Source organism: Massilibacterium senegalense (genome assembly GCF_001375675.1).
In the GTDB taxonomy this organism is placed as follows: Bacteria; Bacillota; Bacilli; order Bacillales; family Massilibacteriaceae; genus Massilibacterium; species Massilibacterium senegalense.
Genome location: NZ_LN831779.1, coordinates 25,744 through 43,361, shown reverse-complemented (window position 1 = coordinate 43,361; position 17,618 = coordinate 25,744). Strand labels below are relative to the sequence as shown.

General features: G+C 36.8%; 15 protein-coding genes, 2 pseudogenes and 2 riboswitches. Of the genes and pseudogenes, 11 read left to right on the top strand and 6 right to left on the bottom strand.

From position 1 onward, the window contains the following. Positions 1–29 precede the first annotated feature (29 nt). The 6 genes and pseudogenes from BN1372_RS14820 to BN1372_RS15770 form a co-directional block, all read right to left on the bottom strand. Positions 30–1,188: pseudogene (locus BN1372_RS14820) on the bottom strand (IS256 family transposase). A 182-nt stretch (positions 1,189–1,370) separates the two neighbouring features. Continuing rightward, positions 1,371–2,495 carry a KdpD-like non-kinase potassium sensor gene (gene kdpDN, locus BN1372_RS00215; RefSeq protein ID WP_062196904.1) on the bottom strand — a complete coding sequence of 375 codons (1,125 nt, stop codon included), beginning with the start codon at positions 2,493–2,495 and terminating at the stop codon, positions 1,371–1,373. 62 nt (positions 2,496–2,557) lie between these two features. After that, entirely contained in the window at positions 2,558–3,118 is a 561-nt protein-coding gene (kdpC, locus tag BN1372_RS00210; protein WP_062196903.1) for a potassium-transporting ATPase subunit KdpC, read from the bottom strand. A gap of 28 nt (positions 3,119–3,146) precedes the next feature. Then, positions 3,147–5,174, bottom strand: a complete 2,028-nt coding sequence (kdpB, locus tag BN1372_RS00205) for a potassium-transporting ATPase subunit KdpB (RefSeq protein ID WP_062196902.1) — start codon at positions 5,172–5,174, stop codon at positions 3,147–3,149. 20 nt (positions 5,175–5,194) lie between these two features. After that, positions 5,195–6,874, bottom strand: a complete 1,680-nt coding sequence (kdpA, locus tag BN1372_RS00200; protein WP_062196901.1) for a potassium-transporting ATPase subunit KdpA — start codon at positions 6,872–6,874, stop codon at positions 5,195–5,197. A 22-nt stretch (positions 6,875–6,896) separates the two neighbouring features. Further along, positions 6,897–6,971, bottom strand: a complete 75-nt coding sequence (locus BN1372_RS15770) for a potassium-transporting ATPase subunit F (RefSeq protein WP_407656422.1) — start codon at positions 6,969–6,971, stop codon at positions 6,897–6,899. Positions 6,972–7,201: 230 nt separating this feature from the next. Next, positions 7,202–7,352: riboswitch (cyclic di-AMP (ydaO/yuaA leader) on the bottom strand. A 48-nt stretch (positions 7,353–7,400) separates the two neighbouring features. Further along, positions 7,401–7,543, bottom strand: a riboswitch (cyclic di-AMP (ydaO/yuaA leader). Positions 7,544–8,174: 631 nt separating this feature from the next. Here BN1372_RS15770 and BN1372_RS14815 point away from each other — a divergent pair. From BN1372_RS14815 to BN1372_RS00140, 11 genes and pseudogenes are all read left to right on the top strand, one after another. Then, positions 8,175–9,322 (top strand): annotated as a pseudogene (locus BN1372_RS14815) (IS256 family transposase). Positions 9,323–9,629: 307 nt separating this feature from the next. Next, positions 9,630–10,250, top strand: coding sequence for a T7SS effector LXG polymorphic toxin (locus tag BN1372_RS00180; protein WP_062196899.1), 621 nt, complete (start codon positions 9,630–9,632; stop codon positions 10,248–10,250). A 51-nt stretch (positions 10,251–10,301) separates the two neighbouring features. After that, a complete protein-coding gene (locus BN1372_RS00175) occupies positions 10,302–10,499 on the top strand; it encodes a hypothetical protein (RefSeq protein WP_147515301.1) in 198 nt (65 codons plus the stop codon). A gap of 10 nt (positions 10,500–10,509) precedes the next feature. Next, the gene (locus BN1372_RS00170) at positions 10,510–10,734 is read left to right on the top strand and encodes a hypothetical protein (protein ID WP_062196897.1); all 225 of its coding nucleotides are present in this window, start codon (positions 10,510–10,512) and stop codon (positions 10,732–10,734) included. 81 nt (positions 10,735–10,815) lie between these two features. Continuing rightward, positions 10,816–11,160 (top strand): hypothetical protein, encoded by a 345-nt coding sequence (locus tag BN1372_RS00165; protein ID WP_062196896.1) that lies wholly within the window; start codon positions 10,816–10,818, stop codon positions 11,158–11,160. A gap of 164 nt (positions 11,161–11,324) precedes the next feature. Beyond that, positions 11,325–12,422 (top strand): hypothetical protein, encoded by a 1,098-nt coding sequence (locus BN1372_RS00160; RefSeq protein WP_062196895.1) that lies wholly within the window; start codon positions 11,325–11,327, stop codon positions 12,420–12,422. A gap of 1,152 nt (positions 12,423–13,574) precedes the next feature. Then, positions 13,575–13,973 (top strand): hypothetical protein, encoded by a 399-nt coding sequence (locus BN1372_RS00155; RefSeq protein WP_062196894.1) that lies wholly within the window; start codon positions 13,575–13,577, stop codon positions 13,971–13,973. Positions 13,974–14,011: 38 nt separating this feature from the next. Further along, positions 14,012–15,145 carry a M48 family metallopeptidase gene (locus BN1372_RS00150; RefSeq protein ID WP_147515300.1) on the top strand — a complete coding sequence of 378 codons (1,134 nt, stop codon included), beginning with the start codon at positions 14,012–14,014 and terminating at the stop codon, positions 15,143–15,145. 395 nt (positions 15,146–15,540) lie between these two features. After that, the gene (locus BN1372_RS15765; protein ID WP_407656421.1) at positions 15,541–15,858 is read left to right on the top strand and encodes a CPBP family intramembrane glutamic endopeptidase; all 318 of its coding nucleotides are present in this window, start codon (positions 15,541–15,543) and stop codon (positions 15,856–15,858) included. Between the two features lie 25 nt (positions 15,859–15,883). Continuing rightward, positions 15,884–16,780 carry an ABC transporter ATP-binding protein gene (locus BN1372_RS00145; RefSeq protein WP_062196892.1) on the top strand — a complete coding sequence of 299 codons (897 nt, stop codon included), beginning with the start codon at positions 15,884–15,886 and terminating at the stop codon, positions 16,778–16,780. Then, a complete protein-coding gene (locus BN1372_RS00140) occupies positions 16,780–17,547 on the top strand; it encodes an ABC transporter permease (protein WP_062196891.1) in 768 nt (255 codons plus the stop codon). The genes BN1372_RS00145 and BN1372_RS00140 overlap by 1 nt, the downstream gene beginning before the upstream one ends. The last annotated feature ends 71 nt before the right edge of the window (positions 17,548–17,618 follow it).

The following is a 17,618-nucleotide window of genomic DNA, read 5'->3' as shown; positions in this document are numbered from 1 at the left end:
TACAATTTTTAAACCAAAATCAAGCATTGTTAGAACGGAATATATTTTCTTGAAGAACTTATCCAATCTTCGTGAATGTCTAGAAGAACCGCGCTAATCAATCGATTAGCTGAATCCTCATATGAAAAAATACGAATGACTTTTTCACGCCGGCGGACTTCTTGGTTTAATCGTTCGATTAAATTGGTGCTTTTTAATCGATTGTGACCTTTACCAGAAATGGTATATTGAAAGGCATCTTCGAACCCTTCATCGAGCTTTTTGCATGCTCTGTCATACTTTGGTTGATTGGCCTATGTTTCTAATAGAGCGTTTTTGGCTGCTCTAGAGAGCTCGATATCATTAAACCTAAAGATGGTTTTTACTTCCTCACGAAATGGTTTAACGTCCTTTTTAGGAACAGAACTTAAGATGTTTCGTATGAAGTGAACTTGGCATCTTTGCCAAGAAGCACCAGTAAAAGATTTGTAAATAGCTGATTTTAAGCCAGCGTGGGCATCTGAAATGACCAACTGTGTTCTAGTTAATCCGCGCTCTTTCAGATAATCAAAAAAGGTAGACCACGTTTCATCACTTTCACCGTTTTGGATCAGGAGACCGATGATTTCACGTTCTCCTTCTTCCGTGATTCCAATCGCGATATGGCAGCTTTTTGAAATGACACGATGTTCCTCGCATAGAGTACATCAACCATAAGAAAAGGATATATTGTATCTGAAAGAGAGCAATTTTTCCATTCCTTAACCATGGGATCGAGTGTTTTCGTTAAGTCGGATACAAATGATTTAGACATTTTCTTACCACAAAGTTCTTCCACGACTTGAGATACTTTACGTGTGGAAACGCCAGACACATACATTTCTAGCATCGAAGCGAGAAGCGCCTTTTCATTTCATTGGTAACGTTCAAAGACCGTAGGTGAAAATTCACCGTCTCGTGTACGAGGCACCGCCAAATTTAATGTCCCTATTCGTGTGGTCCACTCCCTTGGATAATAGCCATTACGTTGGCTCACACGTTGATTTGGAACGCTCGTAATCATTTGCTTGAATGTACTCTGTACGCTGTTGTTCCATCAGTTGGTTGAATACTGTCGTTAGAATCGTCTTAGATTAGATAAATCATCCTTAACAGATTGATTAAACTTTGTATTTCTTCTGTTTTCAATGTAAAATGTAGGCAGGTCATATGATCAGCCTCCAGATATGTTTTTGTAGTTAAAAACATTGTATCTTACAGGCGATCATATGGCCTACTCTTTTACACAATTATATGGACTTTATCGTGGAGGAAGTGTAAAAACCCCACTGATGGAAGATTTCTTTATGAATAATTCCAGTTTAAAGTTAAAGATTATATAAAGTTTCCGGCTATTTATGATAGGAAACAATATGAATATCAATCCCTAAGGAATGCCTCATAATATGGTCGACGATCGAGCCTTTAATGAGCTCTTCCCAGCGGTTTCTTGCGGATTGACCAAGAATCAGTTGGGTGACATTTTTTTTAATCGCCACATCTGTAATGGCTGTGGCGATGTTTCTTTTATTAAGTGGTTCAACGATGAACTGGGCGTTAAATTGGGTAGCGAGCTTTCTCCATTCTTTGATCTTTTTTCTCTCATCAGGTTTACGATTCATGGAGGCTTCACGTGAGATATGAAGAATGATCAGTTTCGTTTTTAAGCGGCTTGCAATTCTCCAGCCACGGCGAATGAGCTTTTCTGCACTTTCATTATTTTGAACGCACACCATGATGACTTCAGTGATGCCGGTAGGAGATTGATTGTATCCTAGGCGATTATCGACGTCATTGGCCAGTTCACGAAGAGACAATTCTCTTAGAGCTCCTAGATTGCTTTTCGTGAAAAAATGATTGAGTGACTGTTCGATTTTGCTGGAGTGATAGATTTTTCCTTCCTTTAGTCTTTTAATCAGCAGTTCTGGAGAGACATCTACAAGAATGATTTCATCTGCTTGATGCAGGAAACAATCGGGGATGCGTTCTCTTACTTTTACCCCTGTGATTTGTTGAACGATGTCATGAACACTTTCTAAGTGTTGAATATTAACAGCGGATATGACATGGATACCTTTCTGTAAAATGTCTTCTATGTCCATATATCTTTTTTCGTTAGAGGAAGTGGGGACGTTAGAGTGAGCAAGTTCATCAATGAGAACTACTTCCGGTGCCCGTTTGATAATGGCATCTTTGTTCATTTCCTCCAATGTTCTCCCTTTATAAAGAATTGTTTTTTTCGGGATAATTTCTAAGCCAATGACTAATTGTTCTGTCTCTTGGCGTTGATGGGTTTCTATTAAGCCAATCACTACATCTATTCCTTTTCGCTTTAATTCACGGGCTTCTTCAAGCATTCGATATGTTTTTCCTACACCTGGTGCTGAGCCGATGTACACCTTTAACTTACCGCGCTTTAGTCGTTCGATTTCTGCAAGAATCTCTTCTGGTGTTTTTCTCCGATACTTACGATCCAAGTAGGCCTTCTCCTTTCAAGATATTTGGCCCCCAATAGGACGAGTGGGGGCCATATTTCCTCTTATTTCTTGAGTCCCTGTATTTCCATGTTCAGTTTTAGCACGTTGACACGAGGCTCTCCGAAAAGTTGGAGGCTGCGTGGTATTGTTGTATCTTCAATTGCTTTGTTTAATGTGTCTTGGTTGATGCCGGTTTCCTTGCTGACGCGATCCACTTGGAATTTAGCCGCAGCTACTGAGATATGCGGATCAAGCCCTGAGCCTGAATTTGTAATTAAATCGACAGGAATCTCTTTTAGGTTGATATTAGGATCCTCTTTTTGAATATATGCAATCGATTGCTGTACTCGCTTGAGCATGTCAGCATTCGATGGTGCATAATTGTTTGAACCTGAAGCAGAGGCGTCATATTCTATAGATGAAATTCGTCCGTAAAAGTAGCCTTGTTCGTTAAAATTTTGACCAATTAACTCGGAACCGACGACTTCCCCTTTCTCATTTTCAATTAGGCTTCCATTTGCTTGTGCTGGAAATAGTAGCTGACCAAGGCCTGTCATTGCTAACGGATAGGCAATTCCGCATAGAACGATCATCAACAACGATAATCGAATGATTTTAAACATATTCACTCCTCCTACTATCTAAATTTTCTTACAAGAACGATCCAATGATGATATCAATCAGCTTAATCCCGATGAATGGTACGAGTACGCCGCCAAGCCCATAGATTATAATGTTTCTTGAGATTAATTGATTAGCGGACATCGGTATATATTTTACCCCTTTAATCGCTAAGGGAATGAGCAATGGAATAATCAAGGCATTGAATATAAGTGCAGATAAAATGGCACTCGTAGGTGAATTCAAACCCATCACATTTAGTGCTTCCATTTCGGGGATCGCTAACGTAAACATGGCTGGTATGATGGCAAAATATTTTGCTATATCATTTGCAATACTGAATGTCGTTAATGATCCTCTAGTCATTAACAATTGTTTTCCAATCGAGACTACCTCAATGATTTTTGTTGGATCAGAGTCTAAGTCGACCATGTTCGCAGCTTCTTTTGCTGCAATGGTGCCGCTGTTCATCGCAAGTCCGACATCCGCTTGAGCAAGGGCAGGGGCGTCGTTTGTACCATCTCCCGTCATCGCGACTAATTTTCCTTTGGCTTGTTCCTCGCGAATGATTCTAATTTTATCTTCTGGTTTTGATTCAGCGACAAAGCCGTCCACACCCGCTTCTTTGGCGATGGTAGCTGCTGTTAATGAATTATCTCCTGTACACATAATCGTTTTAATACCCATTTTTCTTAGTTCATCAAAGCGTTCTTTCATTCCTGGTTTGACGGTGTCTTTTAAATAAATAATTCCGAGTATGACATTATTTTTGGCAACAGCTAATGGAGTACCTCCTTGTGTTGAAATGTCATCAGCAATTGTCTTTACATTGTTTGGAATCATCCCGTCCTTTTCTTTCACCCAATGAATAATTGCATCTACAGATCCTTTCCTATACTCATTCCCTTTAAAATTGATGCCACTCATTCGTTCCTCTGCGGTAAAAGGAATGATTTCCGCTTTCTCGTAAACTGATTTTTCCCATGAAAATCCTTTTTCTTTCGCCAGTTCTAATACGGATCGTCCTTCTGGTGTTTCATCGAATAAAGAAGTGATGACAGCCGTATCAATCAGCAACTTTTGTTCGACGTTTTTAACGGTGAAAAAGTCGGAAGCCAACCGATTTCCAAATGTAATCGTCCCTGTTTTATCAAGAATAATCGTGTTAATGTCTCCTGCCGCCTCGACGGCTTTTCCAGACATAGCAAGCACATTAAAACGCGTTACTCGGTCCATCCCTGCAATCCCGATTGCTGATAAGAGAGCACCAATTGTTGTGGGAATCAGGCAAATGAGTAAGGCAATCAATGTAGAAAGCTCTAATTTGACCCCTACATAATTCGCAATGGGAACGAGTGTTACAACGACAATTAAAAAGATGATGGTTAATGTTACAAGTAAAATGTTCAACGCAATTTCATTGGGCGTTTTCTGACGTGTTGCTCCTTCGACGAGGGCAATCATTTTATCAAGAAATGACTCACCAGGATCCGTAGTGATTCGTACCATAATCCAGTCGCTTACTACTCTTGTACCGCCAGTGACGGAACTAAAATCACCACCCGCTTCCTTAATGACGGGAGCTGACTCCCCTGTAATGGCTGACTCATCGATGGAGGCAAGTCCTTTGATAATTTCGCCGTCTCCGGGAATTAATTCGCCGTTTCCTACTAATACAACATCACCTTTACGAAGATCATTAGAAGATACTTGTTTAATATCTCCGTTTTTCAGCACCTTATTGGCTACAGTATCTTTTTTGGTTTGCTTTAAGCTATCGGCTTGTGCCTTTCCTCGCCCTTCCGCTAATGCTTCAGCAAAATTACTAAACAGGAGGGTAAATAAAAGGATAATAAACACAGCTAGATTGTAGCCGAATCGTCCTTCCGCTTCAAAAAGGGAAGGGGAAAGCATCATCAAAAGTACAAATATCGCGCCAATTTCTACGACAAATAAAATCGGATTTTTGATTATAACAAGTGGATTTAATTTAACAAAACTTTCAATCACCGCCTTTTGCAGGACGGCTGAGTTTAGCTTAGGTGTGACATTTTTCATTGTTTTTTCACCTCATTCAATTAACGAATCGTTAAATATTCTGCGATTGGCCCAAGTACTAGTACTGGTAAAAAGGTTAAAGCACCTACGATTAGCACAGTGCCAATCAGAAGTAATGCAAATAAAGGTTGATCTGTTTTAAACGTACCGATTGTTTCAGGAATTGGCTGCTTCTTAGCAAGTGAGCCAGCCACTGCTAATAAGGCGATAATTGATATATATCGTCCAAGCAACATCACAAGTCCGGTCGAAATGTTCCAAAATGGAGTGGCATCTCCTAATCCTTCAAATCCTGAGCCGTTGTTGGCTGCGGATGAAGTATATTCATAGAGCACTTGTGAAATGCCGTGAAAACCAGGGTTACTAATTGCTTCTTTTCCGAAATCCGTCATGAGTGCCAGAGCTGTTGGACCAAGAATAATAAGCGGATGGGTCAATAAAGCAATTGCAATTAGTTTCATCTCCTTAGGCTCAATTTTTCGCCCTAAAAATTCGGGTGTACGACCAACCATTAATCCACAAATGAATACTGCGATAATGGCGTACATAAGCATATTGACTAACCCGACGCCATCCCCTCCAAAAATTGAATTTAACATCATGAGCGAAAGGGGGGTAATGCCCCCAAGTGGCGTTAACGTATCATGCATATTATTTACTGTTCCTGTTGTAGCGGCGGTTGTTACAGTACTAAACAGAGCTGATTGAGCGATACCAAATCGCATTTCTTTTCCTTCCAGACTACCTTGAGAACCATCTAATCCGATATTGACGAGAGCTGGATTCCCTTGGCTTTCTGAAAAGTAAATGAGGGAAAGGAAGGATAGAAAAATCAATCCCATCGACGAAAAAATGATCCAACCTTGCTTTTGATTTTTGGCAAATCGTCCGTAAGTATAGGTTAAGGCGGCTGGAATACACCACATTGATAACATTTCAATTACGTTGGTCAAAGGGCTTGGATTTTCAAATGGGTGAGAAGAGTTCACGCCGAAAAATCCTCCGCCATTTGTTCCTAGATGCTTAATGGAAACGAGAGATGCAACCGGTCCAATAGCAATTTCTTGTTTTTCACCAGAAAGGGTTGTTAGTTCGATAGACGGATCTAACGTTTGTGGCACCTTCAAGCTGATGAGAACAAGTGTAACTATGATGGCCATTGGAAGTAATAGCCTTGTGTGACCTTTTACAAAGTCCTCAAAAAAGTTCCCGAGTTTTTGTCCTTTTGAGGTGATTCCTCGAATGAATACGATGGCAACGACAATACCTGTAACGGCTGATGTGAACATCATCATCATAATGACAGCCATTTGTGAAAAATAAGATAATCCAGTTTCACCGCTATAATGTTGCAGGTTTGTGTTTGTCATAAAGCTAATAATGGTATTGAACGCTAATGTTGGTTCCATACTGTCCATATGATTTGGATTGAAAGGTAAGTATTTTTGCAGTCGTACAATTGTATATCCAACAGCGACAAAAATGACGTTTGTTAAGATCAGCGAGAGAGTATATTTTTTCACTGACATATTTGGTCTATCTTTTAACCCACTGATTGAAAAAATGATATTTTCAAATGGCTGAAATAGTTTATCAGAAGCGTTGGGTTGGCCAGAAAACACATGATAAATGTAAGATCCCAGTGGTTTGACAAGCAGTAAAAGCAATATCAACACAACACTAATTTGCAATAAATCCATGGATGGAATCCTCCTTCATTTTTTAAAACTTTTCCGGGTGAATAAGCACATAAAGTAGAAAAATTAATAGACAAATAGTTACAAATGCTGCGAACATCATCATTTATCCCCTCCGAGCGTTTGATGACACCAAGAAATAAAAAAAGAAAACAGGATGAACATAATAGCGAGCATACCGGCCATTAATAGATCCATTTAGTTAAAACACCCCTTTTTTGTTAAAAAATGATTATGAAAAAAGCAAAAAAGAAGCCACAGGAAGAGGGCACTCTTCCTGTGGCTTCTTATACGGCATAGAAAAAAAGCCGTGTGAAACACAGAATTTGTGTTGCCTCTCTCAATGCGCTGACGAGGTTAGCTGACGGATTCGGGCTTGAGAGTGCCCTACTCAATGTTTTGAGATTCACCCCATGTGACTCATGAGCCACGGTTGGTTCCCCCGCTTCCTAAAAAAATAGGAACTAAGCAAAATAGATGCAAACGATTCATTATTTATTTGTTTAGTTTGTTTATAAAATACTCACCATCTCCCTCTCACAACGCTTACGAGGTTAGCTGACGGATTCGGACAGCAAGAGTTGCCCTACTCAATGTTTTGAGATTCACCCCAGTGTTCATTGGTTCCCCCGTTTCTCATGAATTTCATGCAGAATTCAGCGAATTGGAATAATTTCTTAATGGAAAATTAAGATAAAGTTATTATATTTCTATTGTGATAATTTGTAAAGAAAATTTTATTTTGATTTTTAGGAAATGATCCTTAGCTGCAAAATCGACAATAACATTGCTAATTCATTATGAAAAAGAAATATATATCTATTATCCTAATTGATTTAATTTTGGCCGGAGTTATTTCTACTTGAATATAAACTAACAAAATAAAACCGAGAATAATAATTTTATTGACGACCTTTATTCGTCTTGTTCGAATGGTTTCGATTTGGATATTTTGTTGTCCTTCTAGAAAATAAAGTGTCTGTAGCCATCTGATTAGATTATATGCCAATAAACTTAACATTATCCTAGTTTCACTTTCTTAAAAAAATGGCTACTTATTTTATCCAAACTAAAGCCAAACTTAGTTTTCTTGATATAGTTTTCCAGCAGGAATTTTTGTTGTACACACTTATGTATGCTAATTATGATCTAAAAAAAACGTAATGACAATGAATATTGAAAAGTTCACGAGAGTGTAAAAAATTTTGTGTAAATAGATTTATTCCATTTTCGTCATAGAAAAAGGAAGACCCTTTTTGGAGAATAAAGTTGGCGACAAAATTCACAGAAAAGAGGTCGTCCCATGAATAATTTTACTACAGATTTAATCGAAGCACTGGCTCAAAAACAAGATATAGAAGAAGTTTTTCGTTTACATTTAGAACATGTAATCAATCAGTTACGTAAACATGAACTTACTTGTTTTCTTGATTACGAACCTTATGAGCTCACTCTGGTAACTCTCGAAATGGTTACTATGGCCGTTCTTTTAAAACAGAATATGGCGAGTTAAACCTCCAGATTCTTAGAAATCGTAATGGAGAATTTGAACAACGGACCATCGCTCCTTACAAGCCTTCAAATGATAGGCTTGAACAATTTGTTATTCACATGTATCAAAAAGGAATCACAACGTCTGAGATTACAGAACTCATCGAGAAAATGTATGGTCACCATTATTCTAAACAGACGATTTCTAATTTGTCACAACTTGTTGATGAAGATGTAAAAGCGTTTCACGAGCGTAAGCTTGAAAATAGATATGTATGTATCTATTTAGATGACACGTATATCCCGATTCGATGTCAAACGGTGGAAAAAGAAGCTGTCTATATTGCCGTTGGTATTACAGAGGATGGAACAAAGGAAGTGTTAGGCTTTACTATCGCACCAACAGAGTCTGCACATGTTTGGGAAGAGCTTGTTTATGGCTTTACACAAAGTGGTGTTGAACACATATTATGATGGTTTAACCGGCACGACGGATGCCCTTCATCGTGTGTATCCTAAAGCGAAACATCAGATTTGTCTTGTTCATGTTTCAAGACAAATTTCTTCATGATTTTAAAGCCGTTTATCAATCTGATAACGATGAACTTGCCTGTGAAGCCTTGGCAACTTTTAAACTAAATTGGGGAAAACGTATCTAAGGGTCATTGAAAATATTGTAAATAATCAACAATTACTTGTCTTTTATGACTTCCCGTCATCTATTCGTCGTAGTATCTATTTAACGGATTCAATAAAAATGTAAAGCGTCCTGTCAAACGAAAAGAGCAGTTTCCAAATGACGATTCACTCAAACATTTTCTTGTCACGCGTTTTTTAGAGTATAATCAAAAATTTTCAATGCGGTGTCATCGTGGATTTGACCAAGATAGAGCTGAACTTATCGAGATGTTTGATAAGTTAGAAGGTAGTATAATCCACCATCTTCAACCAGATATATGATAAGTGCTGTGATAAAAAATTAATGGTGGCTGATTGAAATGCAGATTGAAAGAGCTATATGTATATATGGATGGTACACGGAACAATCCCTTCTAAATCCACGTTAATTTGATCTCACTAAAAAGAGACCATAGGTTCAAAATAAGCAGTCATCGCAGCGAAAAAGACTATTATAATAAGAATTTTTTAAATCATAATATCGCAATTAACTTAATCTATTAAAAAGTGATTTACACAAAATTCTTGACACTACCCAAGAATATGAGAATGTGGACCGTGAACTTGCAGGGAAAATGAGGTAAAAATAATGAAAATCTTAGATGTCAGTCAGGCGATCACGAAGCTTAATAAAGATATAGCTCAATTGCAACGACGCTTGGATTTTTTGGATTTGATGGATGTAGGAATTGAAAGAGTACTGAATATGGACGGCGCATTCACTGGAGAAGGTGGGGAAGCAATAATCTTGAATCATACGGAGTTACAGCTCCCAACAATCCGGGCATTTCGCGCCGACATCACCAATATGATTGAAAAAATCGAAAAAATGAAGGCATATATCCTTGAATTTGAGCCCTCTGAAAGTGGGATAGTGATGGAAGACTTTTGGGATACGCAAATGACTCGAGGGCTAGATAAAGTTGAGGAGTCAACGGAGCAGTCTAAACAAAAAGTGGATGAGTATGCGGCGTCGGTTAGTCATATTATGAATCTTGGAAAGCTAGATATAAGCCAAGTATTAAACTGCATCGATAGTTCGCGGAAATTCGCAAGTGAAGTCGTTGATGATTTGTATATGCTTGACAATGACGGAGTCGATTTAATGGCTAATGTACAAGCGGGCCGTACCGAATTAGACACCATTGTGCAAAAGGCGGTAGAGTGGACCAATGCAGGCGGACCTCTTTTAAAAGGGGTGAATATTTAAGACGTAAGGTTACATTTCAAAGAAATGACGTTACATAAGGAAGCACCAGACGTGGATATAGATCGCTTGAATCGTGGAGAGGACCGTTCGTTAGTGCAGGGAGTAGTGAATTTCTTAGGAACAGATGTAAAAACGGTTCAGAATTGGGGACTGGTCGGTGTTGATTTTGCGCGTGGCTCAGCGACGACAAACGGGCATGTTGAAATTCGTGGACAATGGAAACGGTACTGTTCAATTGGTGGCCGATAAGACATGGACAATGCAAAAAGGAAAGTACGAGTCACAACTGGCTTCTAAAATACATGAGTTGATGAAACATCCAAAAGGGAAATATATTGTTGGACGTTATGGATATATGCCTAGCAATCTTCCAAAAGAAATAGCGGGATTAAGGAATCTGCCTAAGGTAGGAGTTGGAGGTCTGTTGAACAGAGCTTCAGGTCCAACGGTTATCTATAAAAACGGACGGCTTTTTGTAAATTAAATCCATAAAGTCAGGGATTTAGGTAATATAGCCAATTTAGGTAAAAATGTGTATAATAATTTCATACCAACAATAAAGAGTATGGATGCAAAAAATTCACTTAATAATATAAAACCAGGTGGCGGTGTCTGGCAAAATAATCTAGCCCGCACAGGAAATGTATTGGCGGTGGGTCTCAACTTTATGGAGGCATTTTCGGATACACATAAAGATAAAAGTACGGCACAAAGAACGGGTCGCGCGCTTGCTGGAACAGTATTGGATATTGGTGCTGCATATGCGGGTGCAACTGCAGGGGCAGCTATAGGTACGATAATTTTCCCTGGCGTGGGTACGGTTGTTGGTGGATTTGTTGGCGCTGCAGTGGAAAAAAGGTTAGAAGGCTGCAGGAGATGCAGGAAAAGCTGCGTGGGATGCAGCAAGTGATTTTGGAAATGAGGTCAAAGAAGGAGCGAAGAATTTACTAACAGGAGGCGCCAAAGCGCTTACAAGTCTGTTTGGTTAAGGTAGGTAGGGGGAGATCCCCATTCCCTGGATTACTGTTAGGTTTCTTATTATGTAATGAATTTTTGGAATGGAGGTGTAAAATTATGGGATATGTTAACCCTTCTACTCATAATACATACGAAGAAAAGAAAAGTTTTCTCTCTCTTTGTAATATGTATTACTTTTTTATTGGGTTGTTGGTTCATCTCTATAGTATTCCCAATATCTTTTTTGTGTATATAAATGATACATCGCGTTGGTTTGCCCTTTTGCTGTGGGGAAGTTATTTGATTGTGAGTGCGACTTCGGCATATGTTGATTATCGTTTTCCAGATAATAATCGACTGGAAACTTACTCACTGATTTTTTCTGCAGGTCTATGGTCAATGGTGGCGATTAATTTATATGGGATACAGGCGCTGGTGGGTCAACCCTTTTACCAAGAGCTCTATATTAATCTTCTATGGATCCAATTATTTTTAATTTTATTTTCATGGATCAAGTGGATCCCAGTTCGTACACGAGAAAGGATAGCCCGTATCGTAACCATTATCCTTGGCTCTTTTTTTATCTTTCATTTGATGGGGGTTTTTGCTTCCACCAAAGGTATGGGTATTTATGCATTTTTGTTTGGAAAAGAAGTTGCGGTGGCTCTCATATGGCCAGGGCTCGCCCTTTTTTTCTCTGGATCTTGGACACGTGTGATTATGGGGGCGGGCATAGACTTAGACATTACGCCAGAAGAGCGGGCCAGAAGGATGGCAGAAGAGAAAGCGCGCGAAGAGGCGCAGAAAAGAAAACCATCGGAAGAGATGCTGTCAAGTGGACGTTACTTGGAGTATGGAGAGTTGGATTATTACATTACAGAGGGAATAAGTAGCTATCGTGAAAAGGGATCGAAGACGTTTGAAGATGTAGAGTTTTTATATGTAGAGAATGGTGTCCGTTATTTTAATCGCTTGGACTGGACTCCGACAAAAGAAATGATTTTGTACAAAGAGAACGGGCAATGGTACTGTCAGACAACAGGGAAAGAACCTGAACGAGTGTTGTTGCCAGGGCATTTGGAAGAGGAAAAGGACGAATTTGAAATCGATAGACGTGAATATTTGGAACAAGCGATTGAATACAGACGGATAGTTCCATACTTTGTAGAGATTCCAAGCGATATAGATGCATCCAAGCTAGACAGAGATGAATAGAACCGTATTTTTGAAAAAGCTATCAGTTGTTGTAGAGAATTTTTTGGCCCGATAACAAGCGTTTAAAGGAGAGTAGAGATGGCGAGTGAAACAAGTCGAAAGATAGTAAGATTGTTAACCTAGGGAAAGGGGAAGGGTACGAAAATGATGAAGCCTATGACTTTGACCTTAATATATAAAGATTGATTTTTCGTTTCCTAACTTAATAATTTTTTCTAAATGCCAAAAATATGAACAGTTTTTTGAAAAAAGATTGTGTTAAACAAAAAAGCCAACTGAACATAAGACAGTTGAGCATAAATTATATAGCTTAAGAGATACATAATAGTGTCAGTTTAGTAAGCGGTTTCAAATCCTCTTGAAAGTTAAACATGAATTTTGTATTAAGCATTGAATTGTTCTAATGCAAGAAGCGTCTTTTTAAATGGAATTCCTCGCCCTGTAGCCTGTTAATTTCCTATAATTTCCTATTATTAGGGTTGGATTTTACCATTAGCGGTTCCAATGGTTCTACTTGCTTTAGGTCTATTTAAAATCTTAGCAAAATAAAAATATATGCTAGTTTCCCTGTACGGAATTGTCAAAACTTTTTATCATACCGATTTTTGGAATTTAATCCAATTGGATCGAGATTAATTGAAAATTCTTTTCTTCTTCCTTGGAGAAATTCTATTCACTTTAAACAGTAACCTGACATCCTTTCTGTATTTTGAACTAGTTCTATATTTTGCATGTTTTTATAGACCCAATTCTCAAGTGTTTCAAATGGCTCATTGGGCAACTTTAGGCAACAGAGACCATTCTTCGAAGCGGCTAAATAAAAATTCAGTTATTATAAATTAAATTATCTCAGTATACTATTTCTTTTCTATTCATCTTCGTCTCCTAATAATGTTGATGTTGAATATTGTTTTCTAAATTCCGATAGATTCATTCCCACTTTATCTAAAAAAGATGAGGCTTTTTTCTACAAGAGTAACATTTTTTGATACTGCGTCTATAAAAGAACGTATGGCCTTAAGGTGCTCGTTATGTACTTCAGTTCTTGCCATCTTCTAACCCTTTCGATGGAAATATCGGAAGGGTTTTTATTATAAAGTAGCATATAAAATAAATACGTTTGCAATTTTCATCATACAGGGAGGCGGAACTTTGAAAAAAAGATCACTTATATTTTTAGTAATTGCAACGTTTTCCACAATTGCAGTTGTGATACTAGAGTTAGGAATTCGTTCAGCTGTATTATCGCCGTCTATCCTTCTTGATGCCAAAAAGCAAGACGAAGTGCAGAAGCTGTTAACTGGCTATTCTATTTATCAAGGAGAGTACCAGCTCGATATTCAAAACGCTTCAGAAGATAATATCGATTATCCGTTAACTTTTCAAATTGGTGATACAGATTATCGGTTTCATAAAGTGGATACGGAACATGTTATGTTGCCGGCGGGAGAGGAAATGACTGTTTTGACACGAAGAGGAGTGGAACCGTCATTTAATAAAGAAGTGATAGTTCAATCTAGTGAACGAAAATTTTTTTTAATGAATATATAATACGTGCTGTCAAAAAAGATGCAACGTTTTCCATTCCATTGCAACCAGAGTTTCGTCAATCTTTTACCTTTTGGATATACGGTTGTTCTTTTTTGTTGCCTATTCTTTTGGCGTTACTTTTTAACTCTCTTCTTTCTGTTCGTAATCTTTTTACTTTATTTACTCCGTTTATCTTGGCGGCAATTCTACCATTGCTCCTAAATTATCATTTTTCGATGGGCTATGCACTACTTTGGACGAATTCATATATTTGGAGTATTTTGTTATGCCTATTTTTGCCGACTTTTTTATCGGTTGCAGGGACGACTGTTGTATATCAATGGACGATAAATAGGGAAAATCCGATAGAAGAACATGAAAGAACGGAAACAGGTTTTCTTACCTTTACAAAAAGGGAGACGATAGGAATTTCATTTCTTGTTGCGGCAAGTCTTGCTTACTTTTTCTCGTATTTTCTTTTTCCTCTCTCCTTATCTGTGCAAATGGTAGATAAGTGGTATTTTTTTGTTGCTTGGTATTTATCGCTAACACTAATTCTAACGCTTGTTTATACGGCATTTCATCATTGGATGGCGAACTATGAAAACGTAGGATGTACCGAACCATTCTGTTTTTTGAAACAAACGATAGAATCTACATGCCACCTAAACGTTCACTTATTTATACAAAAAGAGTCCGAACACGAAACAAATGCTTGGGTATACAGTACTCCTTTTGTATTTAAAAAAGGCTTGAATATTTATATGACAGAAGGTTTAGTAAAAAAATTTACGTTAGATGAGTTAAAGGCAGTGTTATTTCATGAAATTGGTCACGTGAAACGAAAGCACGGTCGATGGATCTTATCTCTCACTTTCGGAATAGCGACACTTGCTAGTATAACGATGTTTTTTGCTAGAAAAGTCATGCTCGGACATGGGTGGTGGCAGTATATCGTCCTTCTACCAGTAGGTGTAGTTGTTTTAATCTGGCTTACAGAATGGCTTCCAAATAAAATTAGTAAAATGTTCGAGCACCAAGCAGATGAATATGCCGTACGACAATTAGGGGATAAAGAATTGTATATGCAAACATTAAAGAAGCTACAGCAAATTAGCGGAATAGAAGATGGCGAGTTTGTGGGTAAAAAAAAGAGTGGAAAGAGACACATCCATCGTTTGGAAAAAGAATAAATGTTATGAAAAAGTTAAAATAAATAGATTTTCATTATAGGTAAGCTTCCCTATTACAAAATTATTCAAAAAATTTTTTTGACCAAGGGGTAGTATGCCTGAATTGTTTGTATTTTAATTTCATTCAGTTAATTTTTACCTAAAAACAGAACTTCACTTCCAAATAAATGACGATAGAATATAAAATTATCATTCTTGGCTTTATTTTGTGAATTTATGTTCAAGTATGAATAATTCAGGATTTAGCAATAAACCAAAGTGTGTTGCCTATGAAGAAAAAAAATTTTAAAAATATTTCACCTAATTCGACAATATGTAACGTTATTTGGAATATTTGTTTGATATTATATTTTATAGTTATCCCCAATTATATTAATATTTTTTAATAAACCATATTGCTATTAGACATTCCTTATATTTTCAAAGGAAAAACTCATCTATATCCTTTTTTTATTTCATCAATGATTGCCATTTTAGAAGAACTACTGTTCAGGTATTATTTGTTTACAGCATTAGACTTTCCGCACCTTCCTTTACTAATTATCAGTAGTATCTTTTTTGGAATATTGCACTTGTTTTTTTCTGTATATGATGTATTTTCAAAAACAATGTTAAGTTTAGTTTGCGGGATAATATTCCTTGTTTATGGAAGTGTGCTATACCCAATTTTATTTCATGTCATCTACAATTTCTTTGCATTAAAAAAAAAATAAAACATAATGTTGGAGGTTATCAGCATTGGGAATAGAGATTTGTCAATTGTTCAAAAAATACGGAGATAAAGCAGTTCTCGAATCAGTTAATATGTCTATAGAACAGCCGGGTGTTTATTTGGTTGCAGGTCCAAATGGTAGTGGAAAAACAACTTTACTAGAAATTATAGTCGGGTTACGAAAAATGGATGGAGGTAACGTTAACATCGAAGATTATTCGTTTGACAATGTGGAATTGAAAAAAAAAGTTGGATTTTTGACTCAGCAAAATACATTGCGGAAAAATTGTACAGTTGCTGAAGAATTAAATTTAGTTAAACAGTTATTCGGTCTGAAATTAGATACATATGAATATTTAGAGAAGTACAACCTAAAAGAATTTTATCATCAAAAAACAAAAAATTTGTCTGGTGGAACGAAGCGGAGAGTATTAATAGCTATGTTATTGATGCCAAAATATAAAATCGCCGTCCTTGATGAACCAGTTTCAGGTCTTGATACATTTAGCAGGGATGAAATATGGAATACAATTAGGGAGTATTCTCAAAATAACATCGTCATTGTTTCTGACCATTATTTGAACCAAGCAGCACAATATAGTGATTATATGTTCTTACTAAACAAAGGAAGGATTGTTTTAAGAGGAAGTACTGAAGAAATTTTAGAAAAGTTTGATTATGATTATGTAATCAAAACAAGGAATAAAAATACAGAAGACGTGGAAAAAGAATTAGAAAAGGAAAATATTTTACCTGATTTAAAGATATCAGGCTCCGTATATAACTATTTCATTAGTAGTAAAGACTACAGTAGAATTAAACAAATTCATGCAAATAAAAACCTTAATTTGCATCCTATAAATCTAGAAGATATCTATTTCTATTATACTAATGACCTTATAAAAAATATGGAGGATATATAATGAAAAGACTAACAGCATTATTAGCATTCTTTAAAATAGAATTAAAATCATTATTAAGAGAGCCTGTATCTATTTTCTTTATGGTTATTCTTCCAATTATTTTAACTGTTGTATTTGGTGGAGCTTTTGGTAATGAAATGACTCAATACGGTGAAAATGTGTTAGGTATCGACACAGTAGTGCCTGTTAATATTGTTTTTTTGTTAGCAAACGCAGGATTGATGGGTATTCCCATCACTATTTTAGAGTTAAGAGAACAAGGCGTTTTAAAGCGATATAGCACATATCCCATTAAATTACGATCCTATTTTATGTCACTAGTTTTGACATTTTCATTAGTAAGCATATTATCGACCATTTTGTTTGTTAGTTTATCTTTTATTGTATACAATGCTTCTTTTTACATGAATGTAATAGAAATCTTATTGTTTATCCTACTATTTTTTTGGATTATTTTAATTTTTGATTCTATTGGTTTTTTACTTGCACTCTTTATTAAATCAGCTCGTACTGCCAACTTAGTATCATCAGGTCTATTTATGGCTATGCTTTTTTCATCTGGAGTTGTATTACCACTAGATTCACTTCCTGAATATATTCAAATAGTGGCGAAAATATTCCCAATGTCGCACAGCATAGAGGTAGTGCAAATGCTATGGATTGGGGAATTGTCGATATCTGAATCTATTGAAAATATCATTTATCTAACAATTATTGGTATTCTTTTATTGATCTTATTAAGGAGTGTGAAAGTTAGATGGGACTAGAAAAAGAAAAATCCCCTGTAAGTATTACTATCATAAATAAAAGAAAAATTTCTGAGCCTCCATGCTTTGAG

What these genes read in the sequence shown, in the direction of transcription:
- kdpC (WP_062196903.1), bottom strand. Translation starts at nt 3,118, where the DNA reads ATGTTTAAAATCATTCGATTATCGTTGTTGATGATCGTTCTATGCGGA.
- kdpB (WP_062196902.1), bottom strand. Translation starts at nt 5,174, where the DNA reads ATGAAAAATGTCACACCTAAGCTAAACTCAGCCGTCCTGCAAAAGGCG.
- kdpA (WP_062196901.1), bottom strand. Translation starts at nt 6,874, where the DNA reads ATGGATTTATTGCAAATTAGTGTTGTGTTGATATTGCTTTTACTGCTT.
- BN1372_RS00180 (WP_062196899.1), top strand. Translation starts at nt 9,630, where the DNA reads ATGAAAATCTTAGATGTCAGTCAGGCGATCACGAAGCTTAATAAAGAT.
- BN1372_RS00170 (WP_062196897.1), top strand. Translation starts at nt 10,510, where the DNA reads ATGCAAAAAGGAAAGTACGAGTCACAACTGGCTTCTAAAATACATGAG.
- BN1372_RS00165 (WP_062196896.1), top strand. Translation starts at nt 10,816, where the DNA reads ATGGATGCAAAAAATTCACTTAATAATATAAAACCAGGTGGCGGTGTC.
- BN1372_RS00160 (WP_062196895.1), top strand. Translation starts at nt 11,325, where the DNA reads ATGGGATATGTTAACCCTTCTACTCATAATACATACGAAGAAAAGAAA.
- BN1372_RS00140 (WP_062196891.1), top strand. Translation starts at nt 16,780, where the DNA reads ATGAAAAGACTAACAGCATTATTAGCATTCTTTAAAATAGAATTAAAA.